Origin of the sequence: uncultured Sulfuricurvum sp. (assembly GCF_937936435.1) — a bacterium.
Lineage (GTDB): Bacteria > Campylobacterota > Campylobacteria > Campylobacterales > Sulfurimonadaceae > Sulfuricurvum.
Window position 1 is genome coordinate 1 of record NZ_CALDDG010000123.1, and the last position, 23,482, is coordinate 23,482.

The 23,482-nt window shown below is 47.6% G+C and carries 26 protein-coding genes and 1 pseudogene; 21 read left to right on the forward strand and 6 right to left on the reverse strand.

All coding sequences use genetic code 11. The features are described 5' to 3' along the window. The 3 genes and pseudogenes from Q0389_RS11510 to xseA all read left to right on the forward strand — a co-directional run. Window positions 1-379 (forward strand): annotated as a pseudogene (locus Q0389_RS11510) (riboflavin biosynthesis protein RibD); the annotation flags it as partial. Between the two features lie 8 nt (window positions 380-387). Beyond that, window positions 388-1,098 (forward strand): bifunctional demethylmenaquinone methyltransferase/2-methoxy-6-polyprenyl-1,4-benzoquinol methylase UbiE, encoded by a 711-nt coding sequence (ubiE, locus tag Q0389_RS11515; protein ID WP_298694283.1) that lies wholly within the window; start codon window positions 388-390, stop codon window positions 1,096-1,098. A gap of 2 nt (window positions 1,099-1,100) precedes the next feature. Further along, window positions 1,101-2,354 (forward strand): exodeoxyribonuclease VII large subunit, encoded by a 1,254-nt coding sequence (gene xseA / locus Q0389_RS11520; protein WP_298694285.1) that lies wholly within the window; start codon window positions 1,101-1,103, stop codon window positions 2,352-2,354. On the opposite strand, the gene sppA is transcribed toward xseA, so the two are convergent. Beyond that, entirely contained in the window at window positions 2,341-3,213 is an 873-nt protein-coding gene (sppA, locus tag Q0389_RS11525; protein ID WP_298694287.1) for a signal peptide peptidase SppA, read from the reverse strand. The genes xseA and sppA overlap by 14 nt on opposite strands. Further along, the gene (locus tag Q0389_RS11530; protein ID WP_298694289.1) at window positions 3,210-4,421 is read right to left on the reverse strand and encodes an aminofutalosine deaminase family hydrolase; all 1,212 of its coding nucleotides are present in this window, start codon (window positions 4,419-4,421) and stop codon (window positions 3,210-3,212) included. The genes sppA and Q0389_RS11530 overlap by 4 nt, the downstream gene beginning before the upstream one ends. Window positions 4,422-4,581: 160 nt before the next feature. Between Q0389_RS11530 and aroQ the strand changes: the two genes are divergently transcribed. The 10 genes from aroQ (at window position 4,582) to mnmA (ending at window position 12,549) form a co-directional block, all read left to right on the forward strand. Further along, window positions 4,582-5,067 (forward strand): type II 3-dehydroquinate dehydratase, encoded by a 486-nt coding sequence (gene aroQ / locus Q0389_RS11535; protein ID WP_298694291.1) that lies wholly within the window; start codon window positions 4,582-4,584, stop codon window positions 5,065-5,067. Then, window positions 5,067-5,576, forward strand: a complete 510-nt coding sequence (gene folK, locus Q0389_RS11540) for a 2-amino-4-hydroxy-6-hydroxymethyldihydropteridine diphosphokinase (protein WP_298694293.1) — start codon at window positions 5,067-5,069, stop codon at window positions 5,574-5,576. The genes aroQ and folK overlap by 1 nt, the downstream gene beginning before the upstream one ends. Further along, window positions 5,573-6,838, forward strand: a complete 1,266-nt coding sequence (gene flhF, locus Q0389_RS11545) for a flagellar biosynthesis protein FlhF (protein WP_298694294.1) — start codon at window positions 5,573-5,575, stop codon at window positions 6,836-6,838. The genes folK and flhF overlap by 4 nt, the downstream gene beginning before the upstream one ends. Next, window positions 6,835-7,707, forward strand: a complete 873-nt coding sequence (locus Q0389_RS11550) for a P-loop NTPase (RefSeq protein ID WP_298694295.1) — start codon at window positions 6,835-6,837, stop codon at window positions 7,705-7,707. The genes flhF and Q0389_RS11550 overlap by 4 nt, the downstream gene beginning before the upstream one ends. A 66-nt stretch (window positions 7,708-7,773) precedes the next feature. Continuing rightward, window positions 7,774-8,097: a hypothetical protein gene (locus Q0389_RS11555; RefSeq protein ID WP_298694296.1), complete on the forward strand. Its 324-nt coding sequence runs from the start codon at window positions 7,774-7,776 to the stop codon at window positions 8,095-8,097. Further along, window positions 8,094-8,786, forward strand: a complete 693-nt coding sequence (locus Q0389_RS11560; protein WP_298694298.1) for an RNA polymerase sigma factor FliA — start codon at window positions 8,094-8,096, stop codon at window positions 8,784-8,786. The genes Q0389_RS11555 and Q0389_RS11560 overlap by 4 nt, the downstream gene beginning before the upstream one ends. Continuing rightward, window positions 8,786-9,883 (forward strand): flagellar motor switch protein FliM, encoded by a 1,098-nt coding sequence (fliM, locus tag Q0389_RS11565; protein WP_298694300.1) that lies wholly within the window; start codon window positions 8,786-8,788, stop codon window positions 9,881-9,883. Before Q0389_RS11560 ends, fliM begins: the two co-directional genes overlap by 1 nt. Beyond that, window positions 9,876-10,742, forward strand: a complete 867-nt coding sequence (gene fliY, locus Q0389_RS11570; RefSeq protein WP_298694302.1) for a flagellar motor switch protein FliY — start codon at window positions 9,876-9,878, stop codon at window positions 10,740-10,742. The genes fliM and fliY overlap by 8 nt, the downstream gene beginning before the upstream one ends. 2 nt (window positions 10,743-10,744) lie before the next feature. Next, entirely contained in the window at window positions 10,745-11,530 is a 786-nt protein-coding gene (locus Q0389_RS11575; RefSeq protein ID WP_298694303.1) for a TIGR00730 family Rossman fold protein, read from the forward strand. Further along, on the forward strand, window positions 11,530-12,549 hold the full coding sequence (mnmA, locus tag Q0389_RS11580) for a tRNA 2-thiouridine(34) synthase MnmA (RefSeq protein ID WP_298694305.1): 1,020 nt from the start codon (window positions 11,530-11,532) through the stop codon (window positions 12,547-12,549). The genes Q0389_RS11575 and mnmA overlap by 1 nt, the downstream gene beginning before the upstream one ends. Here the strand turns inward: mnmA and mtgA are convergent. From mtgA to Q0389_RS11600, 4 genes are read right to left on the reverse strand one after another with little or no spacing between them, the layout of a single operon-like run. Further along, window positions 12,523-13,419 carry a monofunctional biosynthetic peptidoglycan transglycosylase gene (gene mtgA, locus Q0389_RS11585; RefSeq protein ID WP_298694307.1) on the reverse strand — a complete coding sequence of 299 codons (897 nt, stop codon included), beginning with the start codon at window positions 13,417-13,419 and terminating at the stop codon, window positions 12,523-12,525. The genes mnmA and mtgA overlap by 27 nt on opposite strands. After that, window positions 13,419-14,045 (reverse strand): trimeric intracellular cation channel family protein, encoded by a 627-nt coding sequence (locus Q0389_RS11590; RefSeq protein WP_298694309.1) that lies wholly within the window; start codon window positions 14,043-14,045, stop codon window positions 13,419-13,421. The genes mtgA and Q0389_RS11590 overlap by 1 nt, the downstream gene beginning before the upstream one ends. Continuing rightward, window positions 14,032-14,574, reverse strand: coding sequence for a gamma carbonic anhydrase family protein (locus Q0389_RS11595; RefSeq protein ID WP_298694310.1), 543 nt, complete (start codon window positions 14,572-14,574; stop codon window positions 14,032-14,034). The genes Q0389_RS11590 and Q0389_RS11595 overlap by 14 nt, the downstream gene beginning before the upstream one ends. A 5-nt stretch (window positions 14,575-14,579) precedes the next feature. Further along, window positions 14,580-16,679: an RNA degradosome polyphosphate kinase gene (locus Q0389_RS11600; protein WP_298694311.1), complete on the reverse strand. Its 2,100-nt coding sequence runs from the start codon at window positions 16,677-16,679 to the stop codon at window positions 14,580-14,582. Between the two features lie 64 nt (window positions 16,680-16,743). Here Q0389_RS11600 and Q0389_RS11605 point away from each other — a divergent pair, with 64 nt between their 5' ends. From Q0389_RS11605 to rpsP, 8 genes are all read left to right on the forward strand, one after another. After that, window positions 16,744-17,328, forward strand: coding sequence for a tetratricopeptide repeat protein (locus Q0389_RS11605; protein ID WP_298694312.1), 585 nt, complete (start codon window positions 16,744-16,746; stop codon window positions 17,326-17,328). After that, on the forward strand, window positions 17,328-18,068 hold the full coding sequence (locus Q0389_RS11610) for an NYN domain-containing protein (protein ID WP_298694314.1): 741 nt from the start codon (window positions 17,328-17,330) through the stop codon (window positions 18,066-18,068). Before Q0389_RS11605 ends, Q0389_RS11610 begins: the two co-directional genes overlap by 1 nt. Beyond that, window positions 18,065-18,787 carry a Nif3-like dinuclear metal center hexameric protein gene (locus Q0389_RS11615; RefSeq protein ID WP_298694316.1) on the forward strand — a complete coding sequence of 241 codons (723 nt, stop codon included), beginning with the start codon at window positions 18,065-18,067 and terminating at the stop codon, window positions 18,785-18,787. The genes Q0389_RS11610 and Q0389_RS11615 overlap by 4 nt, the downstream gene beginning before the upstream one ends. A gap of 38 nt (window positions 18,788-18,825) precedes the next feature. Further along, window positions 18,826-19,551: a zinc ribbon domain-containing protein gene (locus tag Q0389_RS11620; protein WP_298694317.1), complete on the forward strand. Its 726-nt coding sequence runs from the start codon at window positions 18,826-18,828 to the stop codon at window positions 19,549-19,551. Further along, on the forward strand, window positions 19,544-20,707 hold the full coding sequence (gene waaA, locus Q0389_RS11625; protein ID WP_298694318.1) for a lipid IV(A) 3-deoxy-D-manno-octulosonic acid transferase: 1,164 nt from the start codon (window positions 19,544-19,546) through the stop codon (window positions 20,705-20,707). The genes Q0389_RS11620 and waaA overlap by 8 nt, the downstream gene beginning before the upstream one ends. Before the next feature lies 1 nt (window position 20,708). Further along, window positions 20,709-21,446 carry an RNA pseudouridine synthase gene (locus tag Q0389_RS11630; protein WP_298694319.1) on the forward strand — a complete coding sequence of 246 codons (738 nt, stop codon included), beginning with the start codon at window positions 20,709-20,711 and terminating at the stop codon, window positions 21,444-21,446. Between the two features lie 314 nt (window positions 21,447-21,760). Further along, window positions 21,761-23,107: a signal recognition particle protein gene (gene ffh / locus Q0389_RS11635; RefSeq protein ID WP_298694320.1), complete on the forward strand. Its 1,347-nt coding sequence runs from the start codon at window positions 21,761-21,763 to the stop codon at window positions 23,105-23,107. Between the two features lie 142 nt (window positions 23,108-23,249). After that, entirely contained in the window at window positions 23,250-23,480 is a 231-nt protein-coding gene (gene rpsP / locus Q0389_RS11640) for a 30S ribosomal protein S16 (RefSeq protein ID WP_013459360.1), read from the forward strand. Window positions 23,481-23,482 lie beyond the last annotated feature (2 nt).

The window sequence follows — 23,482 nt, forward strand, 5'->3', positions numbered from 1 at the left end:
TCTGATCGTCGTGGGAGGAAATACGGTCCGTTGTGATCGCCCCACTCTTGATGCACGGCTTGTCGGGGGAAAAGTACCCGATGTTCTGATCTATTCGCATGCCGATACTTTCGATCGGACAATACCGCTGTTTCATGTTCCTGATCGAAACGTCTTCATCGATTCTTCTTTTGAGAAGCTTCGAGGATATTCGCTGGTCATGATCGAAGGGGGTGGCGCGATGATGGAAGCTACTGCAGAATTCTGTGACTGGTATTTATGCTATATTGCACCGAAAATCGGTAAAGGCTCGCAAACTCTCGGTGCGGTTACAGAGGAATTTGAGGTACTGCACGCTAAAATCACCGACAATATTATCCTTTGGATGAAGAAGAAATAGGAATGCTTATGACCCGTCAAGAAAAAATTGTATCCATGTTTAATGATATTGCTCCAACGTATGATCGTGCCAATCGGGTTTTGAGTATGGGTGTCGATACGTTTTGGCGAAAGAAAGCATGTGATCTGGCATACGGGTATTGCGAGAATAAAACTATCGATTCGATCGTCGATGTCGCCTGTGGAACGGGTGATATGATGGGGTATTGGAGCCGCCGAGCCCAAACATCGGGTATGAATATCGGTGAAATCGTCGGTGTCGATCCTTCTGAGGGGATGGTTGGAGTCGGAAAAGAAAAGTTTCCGGACCTGTCGTTTCACATTGCGCCGGCAACCGAGTTGCCAAGAGAGGACGGCTCTGCCGATATTATCAGTATTTCGTACGGAATTCGTAACGTCGTAGAGCGTCAGGCAGGATTACGCGAATTCAACCGCGTCCTGAAAAACGGCGGTTTGGTTGTGATTTTGGAATTTATGAAAAATGAAAATCCCTCACCGCTGGGAAAAGTACGCGACTGGTATATGAATAATGTCCTCCCCCGCATCGGCGGTCTTATTTCAAACAACTATGAAGCGTATCGCTACCTTCCCGACTCGATCGAAGGATTTTTGACGGTTGGAAAAATGCGTCAGGAACTGGAAGATGCAGGATTTGAAATGCTTTATACCAAAAGCTTCTCGATGGACATCTCAACATTGATGATCGCCCGTAAAAAATAATGATGTCCGCTGCGATTAGCGTCTCCGGTCTGAACGAACAGATCAAAGCCCTCTTAGAGACCTCTTTTGAATTTGTCAGCGTGGAGGGAGAACTCTCCCGCGTTACCAAACACGGCAGCGGCCATATCTACTTTACCCTCAAAGATGCCGATTCGTCCATCCGATGCGTGATGTTCAAAGGCAACGCCGCGCGGCTGAAGTTTTCTCTCGAAGAGGGGGCACATATTATCTTGCACGGGGCACTGAGCCTCTACAAACCGCGTGGCGAGTATCAGATCAATGCTTTCAGTGCCGAACCTTACGGAGCAGGGGCATTGGCCGTAGCGTTCGAGCAGCTCAAACAAAAGTTGGAATCCAAAGGGTACTTCGATCTTTCCCGCAAGAGATCTTTCCCCAAATTCCCTCAAAAAATCGTTCTGGTGACCTCTGCGACGGGTGCGGCCTTGCAGGATATGCAGCGTGTTGCAACACAGCGTTGGCCATTAGTCAAGCTTATTGTTTTGGATGTATTGGTGCAGGGTTCTAGTGCGGCAGGGCAAATAGCCGATGCGTTATGGTATGCCGATACGCTACAAGCGGATGCAGTTGTGGTTGGACGAGGCGGCGGAAGTATCGAAGACTTGTGGCCTTTTAACGAAGAGATGGTTGCGGATGCTATTTTTGCGATGCAGACCCCTGTTATGTCGGCAGTGGGACATGAGATCGACTGGGTGATCAGCGATTACGTGGCCGATATGCGCGCACCGACTCCGAGTGCCGCGATGCAGATGCTTTTACCCGATCAAAACGAGCTATTGCAAAGCATCGACGAGATTCGCTACGGTGCATCGGGGATGATCAAGCAGCGGCTGGATCGCAAGTACGAACAGCTTCAGTCATTGCAAGAAGCCTTTAAACGCCACGGTGTCGAACACCGTTTAAGTGTTCAGGCGGAAGTGATTCGTGAACTGAAAGAACGGTTGAACCGACAAATGGCGCAACGATTGGAGCAAAGCCGACGGGAAATTATTCCGTTGATAGAGCGATTGAACCAAAGCATCGAATCGACGTTGCGGCAAAAGCGCTTTTTGATGACGCAGCTCATCGAAGGGTTGACTGCCAATCATCCAAAAAACAAAAATAAAAGCGGTTTTGCCCAAATCGCCCGGGAGGGAAAAGTAATCGATTTGGAAGTATTGAAAGTGGGCGATATATTCGAAGCGATGAGCGACCGCAGGGCCGTCAAGGCGGAAGTGGTCGAGATTACTTCAATGTAACGGGCGGAAAGTACATATGGGCGAGGGAAATCCCCTCTGCGGCAAACTGTTTGAGCCATTTTTCCATCGGGTCTTCTTTGTTCCAGATCGGATCTTTGACTTTACTCAGCGCTTCGACCCGTTTTTTTGCATCGAATTCGACGCCGATATTGTCGATGAGTCCCACCTTTTGTGCCTGTGCGGCGGTAAAGATGTGGGCATCAGCGTATTCTGAGCTTTTCGAGGGGTCAAGTTTGCGTGCTCGGGCGACGTCGCTGACGAAAAGATTGTAGGTTCCGTTAATCACCTTGTCGAGTTCCGCACGTTCGAGAGGACTCCACTCTCGATCAAACGTTCCGACCTGTTTGTAGGTTCCGGCATGGACGACTTGGGTCTTGACCCCTACTTTCTCCATTAGACCCGAGATATCGGCACCTTCCATAATGACGCCGATGGAGCCGATCATACTGCCGGGATTGGCAATGATCTCATTTCCCCAAATCCCGGAATAGTATCCGCCGCTAGCCATAATCCCTGCCGCATAAACGACGACCGGTTTGACTTCGGAGAGGCGTTTGATCGCATAGGCGATTTCGACGGAAGGGGCGACGGCACCGCCGGGAGAATCGATGCTGAAAAGAACCCCTTTGACATCATCGTTTTCACGGGCGTCATCAAGCTCTTGGACAATTTCCCCTGCATCCATAATCGGACCGGACAAAGCGATTTTTTGGAGATTATGCGGCGCAATCCCCTCTTCGCCGGAAGGAAGAAACAGCCACAATATAAAGACAGCCAGAAGGGTTGCCTTAAAATGTGCCTGCATAAACTTGAGTCCCCGAACGAGGCATGAACCGATTTTTTGAATCCATTGCATCATCGTATGTGCTCCCCTTGGATATAGATTGATTCAATACGCGGCGGCTGCGTGATCAAATGGATCGGCAACTGGTCGTTGATAGGGTAATTGACCCGAGTGACGAGGATATCCGCATCGTAGTTCGGTGCGATTGTACCACAATTCAGCCCCATCGCTTCCGCGGCATGGATACCGACCCCTTTCCACAACTGCTGCGCAAGAGCGGGAAGATCATCGGAATAATGGGTAAAGAGGGCGATTTTCATCTCTTCGAACAGGTTAAGAGCGTAGTTGGAGCTTAAGCCGTCGGTTCCGCAGATGAAACGGATATCGTGGCTACTTAGCCGTTGTAGATCAAGTGCTCCTACGCCTAAAAGACGATTGGAAATAGGGCAATGGATAACGGTGTGTCCTCTCTGAGCTATTTGGCTGAGCACTTTGTCTCTAGCTTGAACGACGTGGGTAAAAAGGGTGGGTATATCGTCGAAATAGCCTAAAAACTCTTCCACGGTATTGGCGGCTTGGCTCTGTTTGAGAAAGTTTTGGAAAAAATTTTGGAACGGTCCGCTGTTATTATCGAGCCATTCACGCTCTGCCGGACTTTCGAGTAAATGGGCACTCACGCGCAGCGATTTCTCTTTTGCGTATTTCAGCGCTTTTTGGATCAGAACCCGATGGACGGAGTAGGGAGAATGGATCGCGATCGAGGGATAAAACCCCTCACGTTCTATTTGCTGTGAGGCGAAAAGACGCTCCTGAAAATTGCCGTAAAGGGCATCGGCCATTGCCGGATCCGAACCGATCAATTCGTTGAAATAGACGACTTTCTGGGATGCTCCGGCACAGGCATCGAGATCGAAACCGTATGAGCTGACGGCTCCGAACGCCGTGATACCGTTGGAGAGCATCGACTCGACCGCATGGGCGATGCATCCGTCGTCGCATCCGTTTATCAGATCATCGCGCGATGAAATGACACTGGAGAGCCACGGCATAAATTCGCCGTAGGTTAGGGTTGAACGGTTGGCGCTGAACTCCAAATGGACATGGGAATTGATCAGACCGGGCAAAAGGACAGACCCTTCTCCCAGCTCGCTACATTGTCCTGCGTAACGCTCACGCAGCTCGTCATTGGGAGCCATTTCTACAATAGTTTTATCAAACACGACACCGTGATCGCGATATACGGTTCCGTCGGTAAAGACGGCGTCACTCAGGAGTATTTTCACTCGAAACCTCATACATTTTTAGAAAAGTTCAAAAGTATAGCAGAAGCGCGCCGTTTGAGTATTTTTTTGGAGATATTTATTGAACTCAAAAGGGATTTAGTTGCTTATAATATAGAACCTCATATAATCTATACCCTAAAACAGAAATCAAGGTTTATCAATGAAAATAGTCGTTATCCAAGGGCCGAATCTCAATATGTTGGGAGTACGTGAAACACAAGTGTACGGTCCGATGCGTTTGGAACAGATTCATGCGCAAATGAAAGACGTTGCAACGCAAAACGGTGTCGAGATCGAGTTTTACCAAAGCAATCTCGAAGGAGAAATTGTCGACCGTATTCAAGAGTGCTACGGCGATGCGGACGGAATCATCATCAACCCGGCAGCCTATACACACACTTCTATCGCTATCCGCGATGCGATCAGCGCCGTAAACCTTCCGACAATCGAAGTACATATCAGTAACATTTACCGTCGTGAAGAGTTTCGCCAAAAAAGCATGACGGCTCCTGTATGCACCTCTTCGGTTATCGGTTTCGGACCTTTCGGATACCATTTGGCAATGGTAGGTATGATGCAGATTTTGAGTGAAATCAGTGCAATGCGTCAAGCGCATGCGCAACAACAAGGTGCGGTAGAAGAGTAATGCCTCTTGCACGGCGGCTGGATGATCGGCATACGGTGTATATCGATCGCCGTTTTCCCTCGAAGCGTCGTGAAAAATCGCCTCATCGATACCGCGCCGTGATCGGTGTCGGCGGAAATATCGGAGATACTCGACGACGGATGCATCATCTATGGGTATATTTGGTAAAATTATCACTGCTGCAACCGATTCAAGGCGGTGTGATTCTTCGAAATCCCCCTTTCGGGTATTCGGAGCAAAACGATTTTGACAATACGGTCATCGAGATTGCAACATCGTTGGAGCCGAAGGCGCTGTTAAGGCTGATATTGAAAATTGAAAAACGTTTTGGGCGAAAACGGAGTTTTCCGAATGCGCCGAGAACGTTGGATTTGGATATTCTGTTTTTCGATGATCGGGTAATCCGTTCGGAAAAACTGAATATCCCTCATCTGCATTGGCAAGAGCGGAAGAGCGTGACAATTCCGTTAGGAAGTTTGACCCACAAGAGTGTACGGAGACGATTATGACCATTTTGACATTTAGCGGTACGACTCCGGCAGAGGCGCTTAAAAAGGCGCAATTAGAGGTCGGGGAAGAAGCCGTACTGATCGAAACCCGCGAAATACAGAAAAAGTCTCTCGGTAAAAGCGCTTTGTATGAAATTGTCGTCGGTGTGGAAGAAGATGCGGCTCCCAAACCTAAACCGAAACCGCAGGAACCTTTGACCAAACAGCGTCCTCTGGCCCAAAAAAGCAGCGACGTTTTGTACAATATTTCCGAAGCGGCGAAACAAATCTCGAAAATCGCCGAAGTGACCGAAGAAGAACGCTCGGCTCCCCGCCAAGCTCCGGCAGCGGAGAGCGAAGATCTCAAACGGATCAAAGAAGAGATTGAAAAACTCGGCGACAAAGTCAAATTGATTCAGAATATGTTCTGGTCGGAAAAAACGCCTAAAACGACGGCAGCCATCCCCCCTGAATTCGCCGAAATTTATCGTCTGGCACAGCAAAGCGGAATGGACCAGGAACACCTTGACGAGATCATGCATCTGACATTGGAGCATATGCCCTCGAAGATGCGGGAGAGCTCCGAGACGGTTAAACGTTATTTTCAAGTTTTGATGCGTAAAATGATTCCGGTTCGGATCGAAACTCCTCCGAAAAACGGCGGGAAAAAAGTGATTATGCTCGTAGGGCCGACCGGAGTCGGTAAAACGACGTCGATAGCCAAACTGGCCGCCCGTTTTTCGTACTTGCTGGAGAAAAAATACAAAGTAGGTCTCGTCGTTCTCGATACGTACCGTATCGGGGCGGTCGAGCAGCTGATGCAGTATGCGCGGATGATGAAACTCGGGATCGAGACGGTCGTCGACCCGCCGGAGTTCTCGAGTGCGCTCAATGCCCTTCGATACAGCGATTATATCCTGATCGATACGATGGGTTCATCCCCGTATGACAAAGGGAAAATCGAGAAAATCTACGAGTGTCTGCGCGGTAACGACACCGATTACAGCGTCGACGTCGTTTTGGTAATGCCGAGTTCGATCAAGTACGAAGACCTCAAAGCGACATATGAGAACTTTGCCCCTTTGGGGATCGATACGATGATGTTTACGAAACTGGACGAGACTCGGGGATTCGGCAATATCTTCTCGCTAGTATATGAAACAAAAGTGCCGATCAGTTACTTTTCGGTGGGTCAGGAAGTTCCGGAGGATTTGGTGGTCGCCAGCAGCGACTTTTTGGTCGAATGTTTGATGAACGGATTTCGTAAAGGTGAAATGCCATGAACCACCAAGCCTCGAAACTCGAAGCTTTAGTGAATCAAAACCGTCAGGTCAATGCTAAGAAAACCCGCTTTATCGCTATAACCAGCGGTAAGGGAGGAGTCGGGAAAAGTACTATCAGCTCCAATATGGCCTATTTGATGGCGAAATACGGTCTGAAAGTGGGTATTTTCGATGCCGATATCGGACTGGCGAATCTGGATGTGATGTTTAACGTCAAAATCCAAAAAAATATTTTGCATGTTCTCAAAGGGGAAGCCAAGGTCGAGGACATTTTGGTTCCGATCGAGAAAAATCTGGTACTGATACCGGGAGAGAGCGGTGAAGAGATATTCAAATACGCTTCGGGCGGATTGTTCGAGCGTTTTATGGATCAGGCTTCGGTTCTGGATGATCTGGACGTGATGATTATTGATACCGGGGCGGGGATCGGGGAACATATCCAGCTTTTTCTACGCGCCTGTGACGACGTGATCGTCGTGACGGTTCCCGATCCTGCGGCAATTACCGATGCGTATGCGACGATCAAGGTAACGGCGCGACTGAGAGATGAAATCAATGTTATAATGAATCAGGTCCGTTCGGCCAAAGAGGCGGAAGGTCTGTTTGAAAAGATTCATAAAGTAGCGCAGGCGAACATCGGCGGCAGTTTAAGCCTGAATTATTTGGGACAAATTTCCAATGATGCCAAAATATCGACCAGCGTGAAAAAAAGGGCATTATACAGCCGTGATTTTCCCAGTGCCGTACCGACAATCGAATTAGAACAGATTGTTAAGCGTATCGCAAAAAAACTGGAACGAAATGTGCTGGTAGACCCTAAAGAGAGCGGTTTGGGCGGATTATTTAAACGTCTGATGGAACATTTTTGACGCGATATCGGTCAGAGTGAGCCTCCCGTTTTTTTAGCTTGAGATCGAAGAGAAGGGTAATACTATATGCGGGGATCGAATTTTGTCTCTTTCTTAACAGTACAGGGTTTTTTCATCGGTATTGTTTTTGGGATACTTAAATCGACGTCGCCGGAGAACTTTTTGGGATTTGTTATCCTGATAACGGTCTTTTTTTATCTTTTTGCCCACTTATGCGTCGGATTCTTTTTTCAGACGATTGATATAAAAGCGAATTCATTTCCTAAAAGTTCGCATGAGCATAATCTCGATTTTTTTGTTCGGGAGATCAATAAACGAGAACAGTTTATAGACGCGTTTTATACACATAAAGCCGAGTTATTGGATGATAACGGACGAGGTCAGGAATGAGCGGAGCTAATATCTATACACAAGAACTAAAACACCGTGAAGACCAATTGGCTATTCAATATCTTCCGGCGGTCAAAGCGATGTCGTTCCGACTGAAAGAGCGTTTGCCGAGTTCGATCGATTATATGGATTTATGTGCGATCGGAACGGAAGAACTGGTCAAACTGGCCCGTCGGTATGATGAGTCTCAAAACGACTCTTTTTGGGGATACGCAAAAACACGGGTATACGGAGCGATGCTCGATTATCTCCGGTCGCTCGATATGGTGAGCCGCTCCAGCCGTCGGTTGATTAAAGAGATCGATAATGCAATCGAACTTTATATGGCCGATCACGACGATGAACCCTCGGATAGCGAGCTTGCCGAGATGCTGGGGATCGAAGAAGACAAAATTCATGAAGCCCGTATCGCTTCGGATATCTATACGGTGATGCCGCTGGACGATCAGCTAGGAACTCCCGAAGAGGGGGGGATGCTGGAGCGAATCGAGCACGAAGACCTGATTGAAGCGATTAAAGAGGTGTTGATCCGTTTTGATGAACGGGAGCAGATGATAATCCAGCTTTACTATTTTGAAGAGCTGACACTCAAAGAGATCAGCGAAATCGTCAACATAACCGAATCAAGAATCTCGCAAATTCATAAAACGGTGATTCGGCGGATTAAAGAAGCGGTGGGAGGAAGATAATGGCGGATATTCTATCGCAAGAAGAGATCGACGCCCTTCTAGACGTTGTCGACGATGAGGGAGACAGTGTCCTAGAAACGGGTGACGACGCCCTTTTCCCGCAGCGCCAGATCACCCTGTACGATTTTAAACGTCCAAACCGTGTTTCCAAAGAACAATTACGGGCATTCCGCGGTATCCATGACAAAATGGCCCGTTCCATCGCATCCCAGATATCCGCAATTATGCGTTCGATTGTCGAGATTCAGCTTCACTCGGTCGACCAGATGACCTATGGGGAATTCTTGATGTCGCTGCCGAATCCTACCAGCTTCAACGTATTCTCGATGAAACCGTTGGAGGGGAACGGAGTTTTGGAAATCAACCCTTCGATCGCTTTTCCTATGCTGGATCGGATTCTCGGGGGGAAAGGGGAACCGTTCGAAGCCAATCGGGAGTTTTCCGATATCGAGCTCTCCTTGTTCGAGACGATTCTACGCGTTATGATGGGGACGCTTCGTGAAGCATGGGCTCCCGTCACTGATCTCTATCCGCAAGTAGAATCGAAAGAATCGAGTCCGAACGTCGTTCAAATCGTTGCCCAAAACGAAATCGTCGTGATGGTCGTTATGGAGATCATCATCGGACACAGTTCGGGTATGATGAATATCTGTTATCCCGTTATCGCACTGGAACCGGTATTGCCGAAGTTGGCGAGCCGCGATCTGATGCTCAATGAAACCAGCTCTAAAAAAAGCCGGAACCAGGAACTTCAAGTTCTCCTCGGGGGGGCACATGTCAATATCGAGGTTAATCTTGGGGAAGCGGAATTGACGCTTCATGAGTTGCTGGAATTGGGAGAAGGGGATATAATACGCCTCAATATTCCTGCAGACGACGTCGTCAATGTCAGCGTAGACGGAAAAGAGCGTTTTGTCGGACAGATGGGACTGCGCCGGTTTCGTAAATCGATTCAGATCACTTCCGTTATCGATACGGAAAAAGATGCCGTTAAACGGGCTCTTAAAGAGTTTGAAACCAAACGTAAAGCACGTATCAGCGGCGTAAAAGAGATGATTCGAGGGCCATTAGAAGAAGAGGAGGATGAAGATGAGTGATTTTGCCGGCGTATTCGCAAATGAAGCCATTGCTACGATTGAAGGGCTTACGGGACAGACACCGGTAATCACACTGAAAGAAGCGGAAGATATCTCTATCATTTCCAACATCATTCCTCCAATCGCACTGGTACACGTCAGTTTCAGCGGCGATACTTCCGGGCGCGGTCTTGTCATGATGCCGCCCCAATTGGCTACCGCACTCGGAGACATGATGCTCGGAGGCGAAGGGGAAGCACAAGATACGATGTCCGATGAAGATATGGATGCGGCCAAAGAGATCGTCTCGAATATCGTAGGGGCGATGAGCACCTCTTTAGGTTCTCAAAAAGAGCTTCCGAAATTGACGATTAAACCGGAAAAAGCGGAGTTTATCTCTGAAAACGGAGAAGTCAATCTCGACGCTTTTGCCAAAATGTTCGTCTTTAATTTCGAGTTGGGATCGATTAAATCGTTGATGATGTTTGCGATCGATTCGCAGATTAATGCCGCACTAAGCGGAAATAATAACGTTGTTTCTTCTCCTTCCAAGCCTATAGGAAGTATTTTCGATGATCCTACCCCGGAGCCTGCCGTCAAACTTGAAGAGGGGGAGATGAAAAATATCGGTCTTATTCTGGATGTCAAACTCCCCGTTCGGGTCCGCATCGGAAAAAAGAAAATGCTCCTTAAAGATGTTCTCAGCATGGATATCGGTTCGGTCATCGAACTGAATCAACTGGCGAACGACCCTTTGGATATTTTGGTGGACGATCATGTTATCGCACAAGGGGAAGTAGTTATTGTCGATGGAAACTTCGGAGTGCAGATTACCTCGATAGGAACCAAGCGCGACCGACTGAATAAACTCAAAGGATAAGGATGCCGGCTCGAAAAGGGAAAAAAAAAGAGTATCCGAGCAGCCGGTATGTCAAGGACATCAAATCTGCCGATGTATGGAGCGTTTTTAAAATTATTTCCGACTTTGTTCAAGGGTATGACGAGCTCGGCGAGCTAGGGCCTTCGGTAACGATTTTCGGCAGTGCACGGATGGATGAAAATCATCCGTACTATGTCCAAGCCCGGGAACTGGCGGGTATGCTGGCAGAGAGAGGATACAATATCATCACCGGTGGCGGACCGGGAATTATGGAAGCGGCAAACCGCGGCGCATATGAATACGAAGAGGTCGAATCGATCGGATTGAATATCGAGCTTCCATCCGAGCAACTTCCTAACCCGTACATAACAAAAGGGCGTAGTTTCGATTACTTTTTTTCCCGTAAGGTAATGTTGGTACGATACTCTATGGCATATGTCATTTTCCCGGGCGGTTTCGGAACGCTTGACGAGATGTTTGAGGCATTGACGCTTATTCAAACACGGAAGGTTTGGGGGGTACGACTTTTCGTCGTAGGAACCGAATTTTTCGCTCCGTTGATGGAGTTTATCCGAACCAAACTTATTGCGGAAGGGATGATTGACGAAGCGGATTTGAATTTGATCATTTTGACGGATGATCTTCATTTCGTTGTTAAAGAGATTGAGAAATCACTGGTCAAACAGATGGTAACCTTGGAAGAAGAGGGATTGGACAATACGAAGTATTATCAACTCCTTTCCACCTATATGGCAGACAGGACTGCAGAAGAAGGAACTGATATTTAATGGCAAAAAAAGTTTTGATCGGAATGAGCGGAGGAGTCGATTCGACCGTTTCGACATTGCTGCTTAAAGAGCAGGGATACACAGTGGAAGGGGTCTATATGAAGCTCCATTCCAAACCCGGCTATCATGAGATCCATCAAGCGCGTGCACAGAAAGCCGCCGACTTTGCCGGTGTGAAACTTCATATTCTTGACTTGCAGGAACAATTCAACGAAAAAGTATTCACTCCGTTTATCGAAACGTATAAAGAGGGAAAAACTCCAAACCCGTGCGCATTGTGTAACCGAAATATAAAATTCGGAGCGATGGTGGCTTATGCGGACAGTATCGGGGCCGATTATGTGGCGACGGGACATTATATACGGCATGACGGGCAGTATCTATTGCAGGCACAGGATGATACGAAGGATCAGAGCTATTTTCTGTTTTACATCGATCCTGCATTGGTTCCGAGACTCCTGTTTCCTCTGGGAGAGCGTCATAAGAGCGATATCAAAGCATTTGCAGCTAGCATAGAAGGGTTGGAATCGTTTGCGTCACAAAGCGAGTCGAGTGAGATCTGTTTTGTAGAGACGACCTATATGGATGTCCTAAAACCTTACGTTCCCGTCGATCAGGAGGGAGATGTCCTTGATCTGGAAGGAAACGTTGTGGGGACTCATAAAGGGTACATGCACTATACGATCGGCAAACGCAAAGGGTTCACCGTACGCGGAGCGCACGATCCCCATTTCGTTGTGGAAATCCGTCCGGAGACGAATCAAATCGTGGTAGGGCCGCGTGAAGCGCTGGAATGTAACCGTGTCGAACTGGAACGGGTCAATATGTTCGATACCCGTAAAGAGTTCACATGCGAAGTCAAACTGCGCTATCGTACAACAGCGGTCAAATGTCATGTAAGAATAGAAAATGATCGTGCAACCGTCGAGTTAGATGAACCTGTCCTTGGAGTAGCATCCGGGCAGGCAGGTGTTTTTTATGACGGAGAACGGCTACTGGGCGGCGGCTGGATCGTTTGATTCTACATCCGTAGGCACCGCTATTCCATCGGAAGGTTGTGCGGCTTCGGATGCGGAAGAAGGTTCCGTATCGTTTATCGGTTCCTCGGTAGTCGGAAACAGTTCGCCGAGAGGATTGCTTTCATTGGATTCATGCGGAGTCTCTTCGACTTTTGGAGGCGCCATAACCTCTTGAAACTGAGGAATAACGATACCGCGGCGTTTCATGATTTTGTAGATTATTCGAGAACGGTTTTTGACATATTTTTGGTTCCCGAGCGGATTGTATTTGATCGGATTCGGTAAAACCGCTGCCAAACGGGCCGCCTCTTCGCCGCTGAGCCGTTTGGCACTTTTATGATAATAATGGCGTGCCGCCGCTTCAATCCCGAAAATACCGTCCCCCCATTCGGCAACATTGAGATAAATTTCCAAAATTCTCCGTTTGGTAAGGGTATTTTCGATTCTCCATGTCAAAATGGCCTCTTTGATCTTGCGTACCGGATTTTTGCTCGGTGAGAGATAGAGATTTTTGGCCAATTGCTGGCTGATGGTACTTCCTCCCGCAATCGAACCCTTTTTCAAACTTCGTTCCAACGCCTGTTCCATCCCGTCGACGTCAAACCCGTCATGGTTCCAGAATTTGTCGTCTTCTCCGATCAAAACCGCTTTGATAACATTGGGGGATATCTCAGAAAAGGTGATCCATTTTTGGGTAATCGATTTGTCTTTATTTTCAGAAGCCCATTGTTCTTGACGGTATTGCATGAAAGCGGTTGGAATCGGATGGATGTCGCGAAGTTCCGAGACATCGGGATAGACGAAATAGCGGCCGATATCGACGATACCGCCGAGCAATAAAATGATTAAAACGAGTTTGAATTTCTGCATTATGACTCCGTGTTGAGTTTGGGCAAATGCCATTGTTTCAGATACGCGAGTAAACGTAGTGCGATTGCGAATCCGGCGACGGCAGCGACGCCGAGAGTCCCCATCCATCCCAGGGCGACGAGAATGAGGAGGAAAACCGATACGATCAGGGCGATCGAGCCGTAAAAGTCACTGACCAAGACCGCCGGAACCTGATTGATCAAAATATCCCGCAGGACTCCGCCGCCGATTGCGGTAAGAAAGCTCAGGATAATCACCCCGAAAAAATTAAATCCCGCCGAAATAGCCAGCAATGCCCCCGTGATACTGAATGCAACCAAGCCGATCGTATCGGAGATGACGAACAGCCACTGACGTTCGATTTGCTGGCGGTGGTAAAGGCGAAAGACAAATGCGATGGCAACGGTGCCGATGACGGTAATCGCCGGATAGTATTCGGTGAATGCAAAGGGGGTCCGATCAAGGATGACATCCCGAACGACACCTCCTCCTAATGCAGTCAAAGAGGCACTGATGACAACTCCTAAGAGATCGAGATTGTTACGCACCCCTACCAGAAAACCGCTCAGGGCGAACGCAATGATACCGAGGATATCGGCAACAACGATCAGATCAATTTGCGGCATCGGGAAGGCGGTAATTCTCTTTGAACGTTACGTACCGTTTGGCGGAAGCATACAACTCAGCGATCTCTTCATCGTTCAATTCCCGTACGACTTTGGCAGGGCTTCCCATGATGAGCGAGCGGGGCGGGAAAACTTTGTTTTTGGTGACAAGAGCACCGGCACCTACGATCGATTCTTTACCGATAACGGCACCGTCGAGGATCGTGGCACTCATTCCGATCAGGCAGGCGTCTTCTATCGTGCATCCGTGAAGCATGACTCGGTGGCCTACGGTAACGTCGTTTCCGATGATCGTCGGATAGCCGTCTGAAGCGTCTTCCTTTTTATGGTGGGTGACATGAACCATACTCAGGTCTTGGATATTGCTGCGATCGCCGATTTTAATAGTATGGACGTCGCCGCGTACGACACAGCCGAACCAGATGCTGACGTCTTCACCCATCTCTACACGTCCGATGACGTCGGCAGAAGGGGCGATCCAGACCTTATCCGCCATGGTCGGAGTGTAGTGCAAATAGTTCGAAATCATCTCTTTTAGCTCTCTTTAAACAGCCGCGTCGTTAGTTGATGAACGTAGTTCGGAGACTGTTTTTTTACCGAATTATACATTTTATTCGTCTGCATTTCGGCAATTTTATGGCTGTCGATCAGATTATTCCCTTCAGGTTTAATCTTGACATAGCTGCCGTCATTTTGCAATTCGTGCGCCAATACCGTATCCGAGCTTTGAAGCTGGAGGATTTGGATCAGTTTGTCGGCGATCTCTTCGCCTTGAATCGGAGTCAATAGTTCGATACGGCGCAAGAGGTTTCGCGGCATCCAGTCTGCACTGGAGATATAGGTTTGCGGCGTAGAGTGTTTAAAATAGAAGATACGGGCATGTTCGAGATATTTCCCGATGATCGAGATGACACGGATATTTTCGCTCACTCCCGGTACTCCCGGGCGGAGACAGCAGATTCCTCGGATAATCAATTCGATTTTCACCCCTGCCTGAGACGCTTTATAAAGTGCTTTGATGATATCTTCGTCGACCAGTGCATTCATTTTGGCGATAATCACCCCTTCGCTTCCCATGCGGGTTTCATTTTGGATAAGGGAAAGAATCTTCGGTTTGATTTGGGTCGGAGCCATGTAGAGCTCATGGAGTTTCCCTTTTTTACTGAATCCGGTGAGGAAGTGAAAAAAACGGGTCATGTCGTGAGTAATGGCATCGTTGGAAGTCATATAGCTGATATCGGTATAGATGGTAGCGGTGGAAGGGTTGTAGTTTCCGGTTCCGATATGGGCGTATTGTTTGAGTTTCCCATCCACCCGTCGGGTAATGAGAGCGGCTTTTGCGTGTACTTTAAATCCTGCGATTCCGTAGATAACATGCGCACCGGCATTCTCGAGCGCTTTTGCCCAGATGAGGTTGTTCTCTTCGTCGAAACGGGCTTTAAGCTCGACCATAACCGTTACCTGTTTCCCCGATTCCGCGGCACTGATAAGCGATTGGACGATCGGAGATTTCGAACCTGAACGATACAGGGTCATACGGATGGAGACGACATCGGGATCTTTGGCGGCGATTTGTACCATACGGACAACCGGTTCAAAACTCTCAAACGGATGGTAGAGGAGAAGGTCTTGTTTGTCCAATGTCGCATAAAGGCTTTCGTCCGTATCCAAAGGCGGGAGATTTCGCGGTTTGAAACTCGGACTGGTGAGGTGGGCGAAATCTTTGTTTCCGACCACTTGCCAGAGGCTTCCGAGATTGAGATAGGTTTGAAAACGGTAAATGTCATCTTTATAAACATTGGCATGGCGATTGAAAAAATTGAGAAGATCGTCATCCGCATGGACGCTGAGTTCTAAACGGACCAACTCCCCTTTTTTACGGAGTTTCAGACCTTCTTCTAGGATCTCCATAAAATCGTCTGCTTCCTCTTCTTCGATAGCGATATCGGCGTTGCGTGTGACACGGAAAGCGGCGAATTTGATCAGCTCATAGCCCGGAAAAAGGTCTTGGATATGTTCGGCGACGATACTTCCGATCGGAATATAGATGCGATTATTGATTTCGACGAAGCGGGGTAATACCCGCGGAATGCGGATGAGCCCGTAGCGCTCGATCGTCGGGTCTTCTTTATCGCGGAGTTTGACGATTTGTCCGAATCCCAGATTGTTTAGGTGCGGGAACGGATGGGTAGCATCGATCGCAATAGGAATGACGACGGGATAAATGTTCTCATGAAAATACTTATCGAGATATTTGCGCTGTTCGGCGGTGACCTCTTTATACGATTGAAAAAAGATTCCCTCTTTTTCCAGCTCTTTCATAATACCTTGAAGACACTCTTCGACGGCACGAAGTTCGTTATGGAGATAGGCGCGAATTTCACGGAGCTGATGAAGCGGCGTGAAGCGGTCGGCACCTGATACGTTGACTCCGGCGCTGAAAAGTTTTTTAAGGCCCGCAACGCGGATCATGTAAAATTCATCCAGATTCGTTCCGTAGATGGCTAAGAATTTGAGACGTTCAAACAGCGGCAAAGAGACATCTTGCGCTTGTTTGAGAACACGTGTGTTGAATTGGAGCCAAGAAAGCTCGCGGTTGATATAGAGGGCAGGATCTTTATAATTTTGGGGCATAGTGTCTACCGTTTGTTTAAGTTTGTATGATTATATTATACTTAGGGTTACAAAAGGGGTACATATGAGCACATTTCAAATTTTAATGTTTGCCGCAACGCTTTTTTTTGCCTATCAGATTTTTCGGCACGTGCAGCAGCTAGACTATTCCCTCCCTCAGGAGAGCCAAGAAAGAGAGCGTAACACAGCCGTTTCTTCAGCATCTTCTTTAACCGATCAGGCGGACAGCGCGTATGAACGAGGAGCGATCGAAGAGGCGAAAACTTATTTGGAAGAGGCACTTTCACTTGAATCTCATAATCCTGAAATAATGAATAAACTTGCCTTTGTGACGGCAAAGTCAGGAGACCGGATCAATGCGATCGAATTATACGAGCGCTCCTTGGAACTGGACGAAAACGACGACCTGACTCATAATGCCATCGCGTCGTTGTACCGTTCAGAAAAGGCTTACGAGAGGGCGCAGGACCATTATCTCAAAGCGCTTGAAATCGACGATACCTATGCACAGACTTACTATAACTACGGTAACTTATTAGTCGATATGCATGAAAAAGAGGAAGCCCGCAATATGTATAAAAGAGCATTGCAATTGCAAAGCGATTTCCCGCAGGCACGCGAGGCGTTGCTATCGCTTGGGAGTGAATAATGATAGATAATCAAGCACGTTTGGCAGTATTGATCGATGCGGATAATTCTCAGCCCTCCATCATCGAAGGATTGATGGATGAGATTGCGGCACACGGAATCGCGAGTGTCAAACGGATTTACGGGGACTGGACCGATACCAAGCTCAAAGGGTGGAAAAGCGTTCTTCTCGAGCACGGGCTGCATCCGATGCAGCAGTTTGCCTACACGACGGGAAAAAATGCGACCGATAGCGCGATGATCATCGATGCAATGGATTTGTTGTATACAAAAAACTTTGACGGTTTTTGCATCGTTTCCAGCGACAGCGATTTTACCCGTTTAGCGAGCCGGATTCGCGAATCGGGAATCAAGGTGTATGGCTTCGGAGAACAAAAAACGCCGAAGTCGTTTATCGGAGTTTGCGACAAATTCATTTTTACCGAAAACCTCCGCCGCTCCTCGAACCCAAAAGAGAATGTTCCGGTAAAAATCAAACCGGATGGAAAAGCACTCTTGGCCCTTGTCCGCAATGCGGTTGAAGATACGACGAACGAAGCGGGATGGTCGTATCTGGGGGCGATCGGACAAAAACTGATCAACAAATCCCCGGAATTCGATCCGCGCAGTTACGGATACAAAAAACTGCTTGATCTGATCGAAGGATTGGGCGAATTCGAATTCAAATTTTCCGATCCCCTCTCGGGGTCCCAAGCGGTTCATGTCCGTATCAAACGCCACAAAAGGAGCTATGAAAAATGACGGTTCAGGAAATCTACACTTTTCTCGACGAACTTTCCCCTTTTGCATTGCAGGAGAGCTGGGACAATTCCGGATTGCTGGTCGGTGATTTTTCGCAGGAGATTTCCTCCGTCATCTTGAGTATCGATATCGATGAAGAGCTGATCGAGACGATCCCCGAAAATGCTCTTTTGATCACCCACCATCCGATCATTTTCGGAGGGTTGAAACAGCTCAAATTCAACCAGTATCCTGCCAAAATCATCGCTCCGATGATCCGTAAAAATATTTCCAATATCGCTATGCACACCAATTTCGACCAAACTCATTTGAACGATTACGTTGCCGAAAAAGTGTTAGGCTATCCGATTATCGCCAAAGAGGGATTTGTCGCCTATCTGGGAATAGATGAACCCTATGAGCTGTTTGCGGAGAAAATCAAAATGGCATTGGGGTTGCCGAATGTCCGCGGTGTTCGTTGTCACGATCATATCAAAACCTGTGCTTTGGTCACCGGATCGGGAGCATCGCTGATGCGCAATATCGAAGCGGAATGCTTTTTGACGGGAGACATCAAATATCACGATGCGATGGAAGCAAAAGCATTAGGATTGTCGATGATTGACATCGGGCACTATGAGAGTGAACGCTATTTCGGCGAGGTTTTAGGGGGGTATTTGGAAAAATTAGGATTGAGTGTTATAATTTCGCCATCAAAAAACCCCTTCAGCTATCTTTAGCGCAAATTAGGTAATTGTGTAACCCCAAAAGGAATCGTATGAACAAACACCTTGAACAATTGATCGAGCTTTCATTGGTAGATAAAGAGATCGATGCGTTTGAACCGCAGATCGAAGAAGCGAATCTTCAGTACGAAGCGCTAATGGCAACTCAAAACGGCATTGCAAACGAGATTGCCGCATTGAAACAAGAGATCAAAGACGAACAGATCAAAAAACATAAAAACGAGCTTCATTTAGCGGAACTTTCCGCAAAATTGGATGATAACAGCAAAAAAAGCGCTGAAGTCAAAACCGAGCGGGAAATGAAATCGCTTCAGCTTGAAGAAGAGATCGCAAAAGAGCAAGTGAGCTTTGCAAACGAAGAGATCGAACGTTTGGAAAAACTGATCGACCACAAACAAAGCAAAATCGACGAGCTCGAAGCAAAATCGGCTGAAATCGAAGGGACGATTTCTACGGTTAAAGCGGATGTCGACGTTAAATTGGGACGTATCGACGAAGAGCGTAAAGAGGTATTTGCCCGCAAAGAGGCGCTTGTCGGTGCGATGAACCAAAAAGGGCTCTCTTTTTACCAAAAAATCCGCCGCTGGGCGAAAAACACGACAGCCGTTCCGGTTCGTAACCAAGCGTGTATGGGATGCTATATGGCAATCAGTGATAAGGTTTATTCTGACGTTATCAAAGGGGAAGAGATCACAATGTGTCCTCATTGCGGTCGTATCCTATATCTAGAACCTTCATCTGACGCAATCGGTGCGTAACGTAGCGTTCGATATTTTTTATACTTTGGTCGCGGCGTTTTTGTACGTCGCGGCATTGCCGCTTCTTTTTGTCTTATCTTTCAAGAAAAAATACCGTCAGTCGATTCCCGCCCGTTTTTTCGGAAGTAAAAACCCTCCGTTTCCCGAGCATGACATTTGGTTTCATGTCTGTTCTTTGGGTGAAGCCAAGGCTATTGCACCGGTGGTGGAGCGATTAAACGCTCACAAGATCGCGATTAGCGTTATTACCCATACGGGATTTGAAGCGGCATCGAAATACGCGGCAGAAGTACGGTATCTTCCGTATGAATTATGGCTATGGATTTGGATGAAACGTCCTAAGACCGTCGTGGTGTTGGAAGCGGAGTTTTGGTATCTGCTGTTTCGGCTGGCACATATACGCGGTGCCAGAGTCATTGCGTTGAATGCCCGTATCAGCGAGCGCAGTTTTCCAAAATACTATCGCATGCGCTGGTTCTATCGGATTTTACTGCGTCAGTGCGACCGTATTTTATGCCAAAGCAGCGAGGATATGGCCCGTTTTATTGCGCTTGGGGGGCGTAATGTCGAAGTCGTCGGCAATATCAAGCTGGCTCAGAAAATCGAGGCGACGAAACATTATCCGAAACCCGACGGTCTACTCATCGTCGCGGCAAGTACCCATGAGGGAGAAGAAGAGGGGATTTTGCGAGGTTTTCTTGCGTACCGGGAGCAAAACCCTTCTGCCAAACTTTTGGTGGTCCCCCGTCATCCCGAACGGTTTGCAAAAGTCAGGGAACTGATCGCTCATGTAGCACCGACGGTCGGTTTTTCGTGCTGGAGCGAATCTCAAAGTATTTCGGAAGTAATAACCCTGATCGATGCGATGGGAGAACTTAATAATTTTTATGCAATCAGCGATATTGCGATCGTAGGAGGGGCATTCGTCCCGATCGGCGGGCATAACCCGCTGGAACCCGCAACGTTCGGATGTAAGATTATTACCGGGGAAGAGATATTTTTGCAGCGTGAGCTGTTCAAATACGTCTCTCATGTCCAGTTTACATCGTTGCAAGGGGTTGCGGAGGCATTGAAACATGCGGAGTCACTGCCTCCTTCACAGATCAACGGAAACGTTGACTTAGATAGAGTATTAGATAATTTAACGGAGAAATAAAATGGAAAAACCAAAAGCGTACAAGCTTCTCGCAGAGCAAGAGGGGATATCCAACTCTGAGGCCAAATCATTGATTGACCGGGGTTTGGTATATGTCGGAAATAACAAAGTGATGATCGCACGGGGCGAGATCAGCCCCAAAACGATTTTTACGGTTCAAAAAGTGGAAAAAGTACGTCCGATTTTTGAGAACGATGATCTGATCGTCGTCGACAAACCGGCATTTGTAAACTCGGACGAAATCGAGCGGCAGTTCAAAGGGGCCCAGTTGCTTCACCGGCTTGACCGGGAAACAAGCGGTGTCTTGATGTTGGTTAAAAACGAAGAATTCCGTCTTAAAGCGATCGGCGAGTTTAAAAAAGACAAGGTTTACAAAGAATACGTTGCATGGGTGGACGGAATCGTCAGCGAACCGTTTGTGGTCGACCAGCCGCTCATCACGGAGAAAAAAGGGAACAAAGCGTATACCAAAGTGGCTAAAAAAGGGAAACCTGCGATTACAGAGGTGACACCGCTGGAAGTATCGGCGAAGAAAACCAAAGTCCAATTGATCATCCATCACGGACGTACCCATCAGATCCGTGCTCATCTCAAATTTGCGCAGCATCCGATTATCGGAGATGAGAGCTACGGCGGACGTCCCTCGAAACGGGTAATGTTGCATGCGAAGAAAGTGACGTTGCTGGGGAAAACGTTTGAAGCTCCTGAGCCGAAAGTGTTCGCCCATTTCGGGAGTTAATATTTTTTGTCCTTTTCTTTATTAGAAAAGAAAAGCGCCGTTCAAACAGAACGCTACCAGCCGTTTGGGCACTACTGCCAACGGCTGGGCTCTAGGTGTGTTTTCGCGGCATAATTTATAAAATAATACCTAAAGCCGTTCCAAAGGCAGGAGTGCCGAGAGGAACGAGCGTTCTTGGATCACGATATGCTCTTTTGATACTTTTCTGACTAAACAGAAAAGTATAAGACGATAATAAAGTCTAAATCAAGAAAAAATTAAGTATAATGCGAAACTTTTTAGCCCCTTATACAGGTACCATTTAGGAGTTTTTAGTGTTTGATACGCTAACCGAATCGTTTACATCCGCCATCCGCAAAATCCGTTTTCACGATGATGAAAAGGCATTGAGCAAAGCTCTCGGCGAGCTTAAAAAAGCCCTTTTGAAAGCGGATGTGAATCATAAAGTCGTTAAAGAACTGATTGATTCGGTTGAGCTTCAAACCAAACAAAGCGGCATCGGGAAAGACCAATTTCTCAATGCGCTTCGCAGCTCTTTATATGAGCTGCTTGACGTAAAAGGGAAATCCGGATTCGTCTACGCTCCGGTATCACCGACCGTTATCTTAATGACCGGGTTACAGGGATCGGGTAAAACGACAACGACCGGGAAATTGGCAAACTGGCTGAAAACCCGTCAGAAAAAACGTGTATTGGTCGTTGCGGCGGACTTGCAGCGTCTTGCTGCGGTAGAGCAGCTTCGTCAGGTGTGCGGTGCCATCGATGTCGAATTGTACGCTGACGATGCGACCAAAAATCCGGTCGAAGTGGTTAAATCGGCATTGGAACACGCAAAAAAAGTGTTGGTAGACGTCGTACTGATCGATACCGCGGGACGACTTGCGATCGATGATGAACTGATGGGTGAATTGGCCGAGGTCAAAGCGGTCGCAAATCCTCATGAGATTTTCTATGTAGCCGATTCCCTCAGCGGTCAGGATGCTGTCCGCACTGCTGCGACGTTTAACGAGAAAATCGGGATCGACGGGGTCATCCTTACCAAATACGACGGCGACTCTAAAGGGGGTGTAGCCCTCGGTATCGCCTCTCAAATTCAGGTACCGCTTCGCTTTATCGGTGCGGGCGAAAAAATGGAAGATCTTGAGATTTTCCTTCCGGAGCGTATCGTCAACCGCCTGATGGGTCTTGGTGATATCGAAGGATTGGCGGAGCGTACGGCATCGGTGATCGATGAGAAAAAAGCCAAAGCATTGACCAAGAAGATCAAAAAAGGGGAATTCAACTTTAACGATTTTCTCGAGCAGATGGAAAGTCTCAAAAAAATGGGGAGCATGAAGTCTATCATGGGGATGATTCCCGGTATGGGCGGCATGGCATCGGCACTGAAAGATTTTGATTTGGAAAACTCGGGTCAGCTTAAGCAGATCAAGGCATTGGTCTCTTCGATGACGATGAAAGAGCGCGAAGACCCTGAATTGCTCAATAACAGCCGTAAAGCCCGTTTGGCAAAAGGGTGCGGTTTGGATATCGTCGAAGTAAACCGCATTTTGAAGCAGTTTAAAAACGCATCGAAAATGGCGAAGCGATTCTCCGGGAAGCAGGGGATGAAAGACCTCCAAAGCATGATGGGGCAGATGCAGGGAATGCGTTTACCGCGCTAATAGCCCCCAAATGCTAAAGACTGTGTTTAGAGAGAACCCAGTCTTTAGCATTTGAAGCGGCTTAGAGGTTTTTCTTTTACTTTTGTGGGTAAAACACTCTTCTAAGCTTCTTGGTGCAAAAAAAACATTTAAAGGACACACAATGGCAACAGTCATCCGTTTAACCCGTATGGGTCGTAAAAAACAACCTTTCTACCGTATCGCGGTAACAGACAGTCGCAAACGCCGTGACGGCGGTTGGATCGAATTGATCGGATATTACAATCCGATGACAGACCCTATCACTACCAAAGTAGATGAAGAGCGTCTAAACTACTGGTTGAGCGTCGGTGCTCAAATGTCAGACCGCGTTAAAAAAATTACCGGTAAATAATC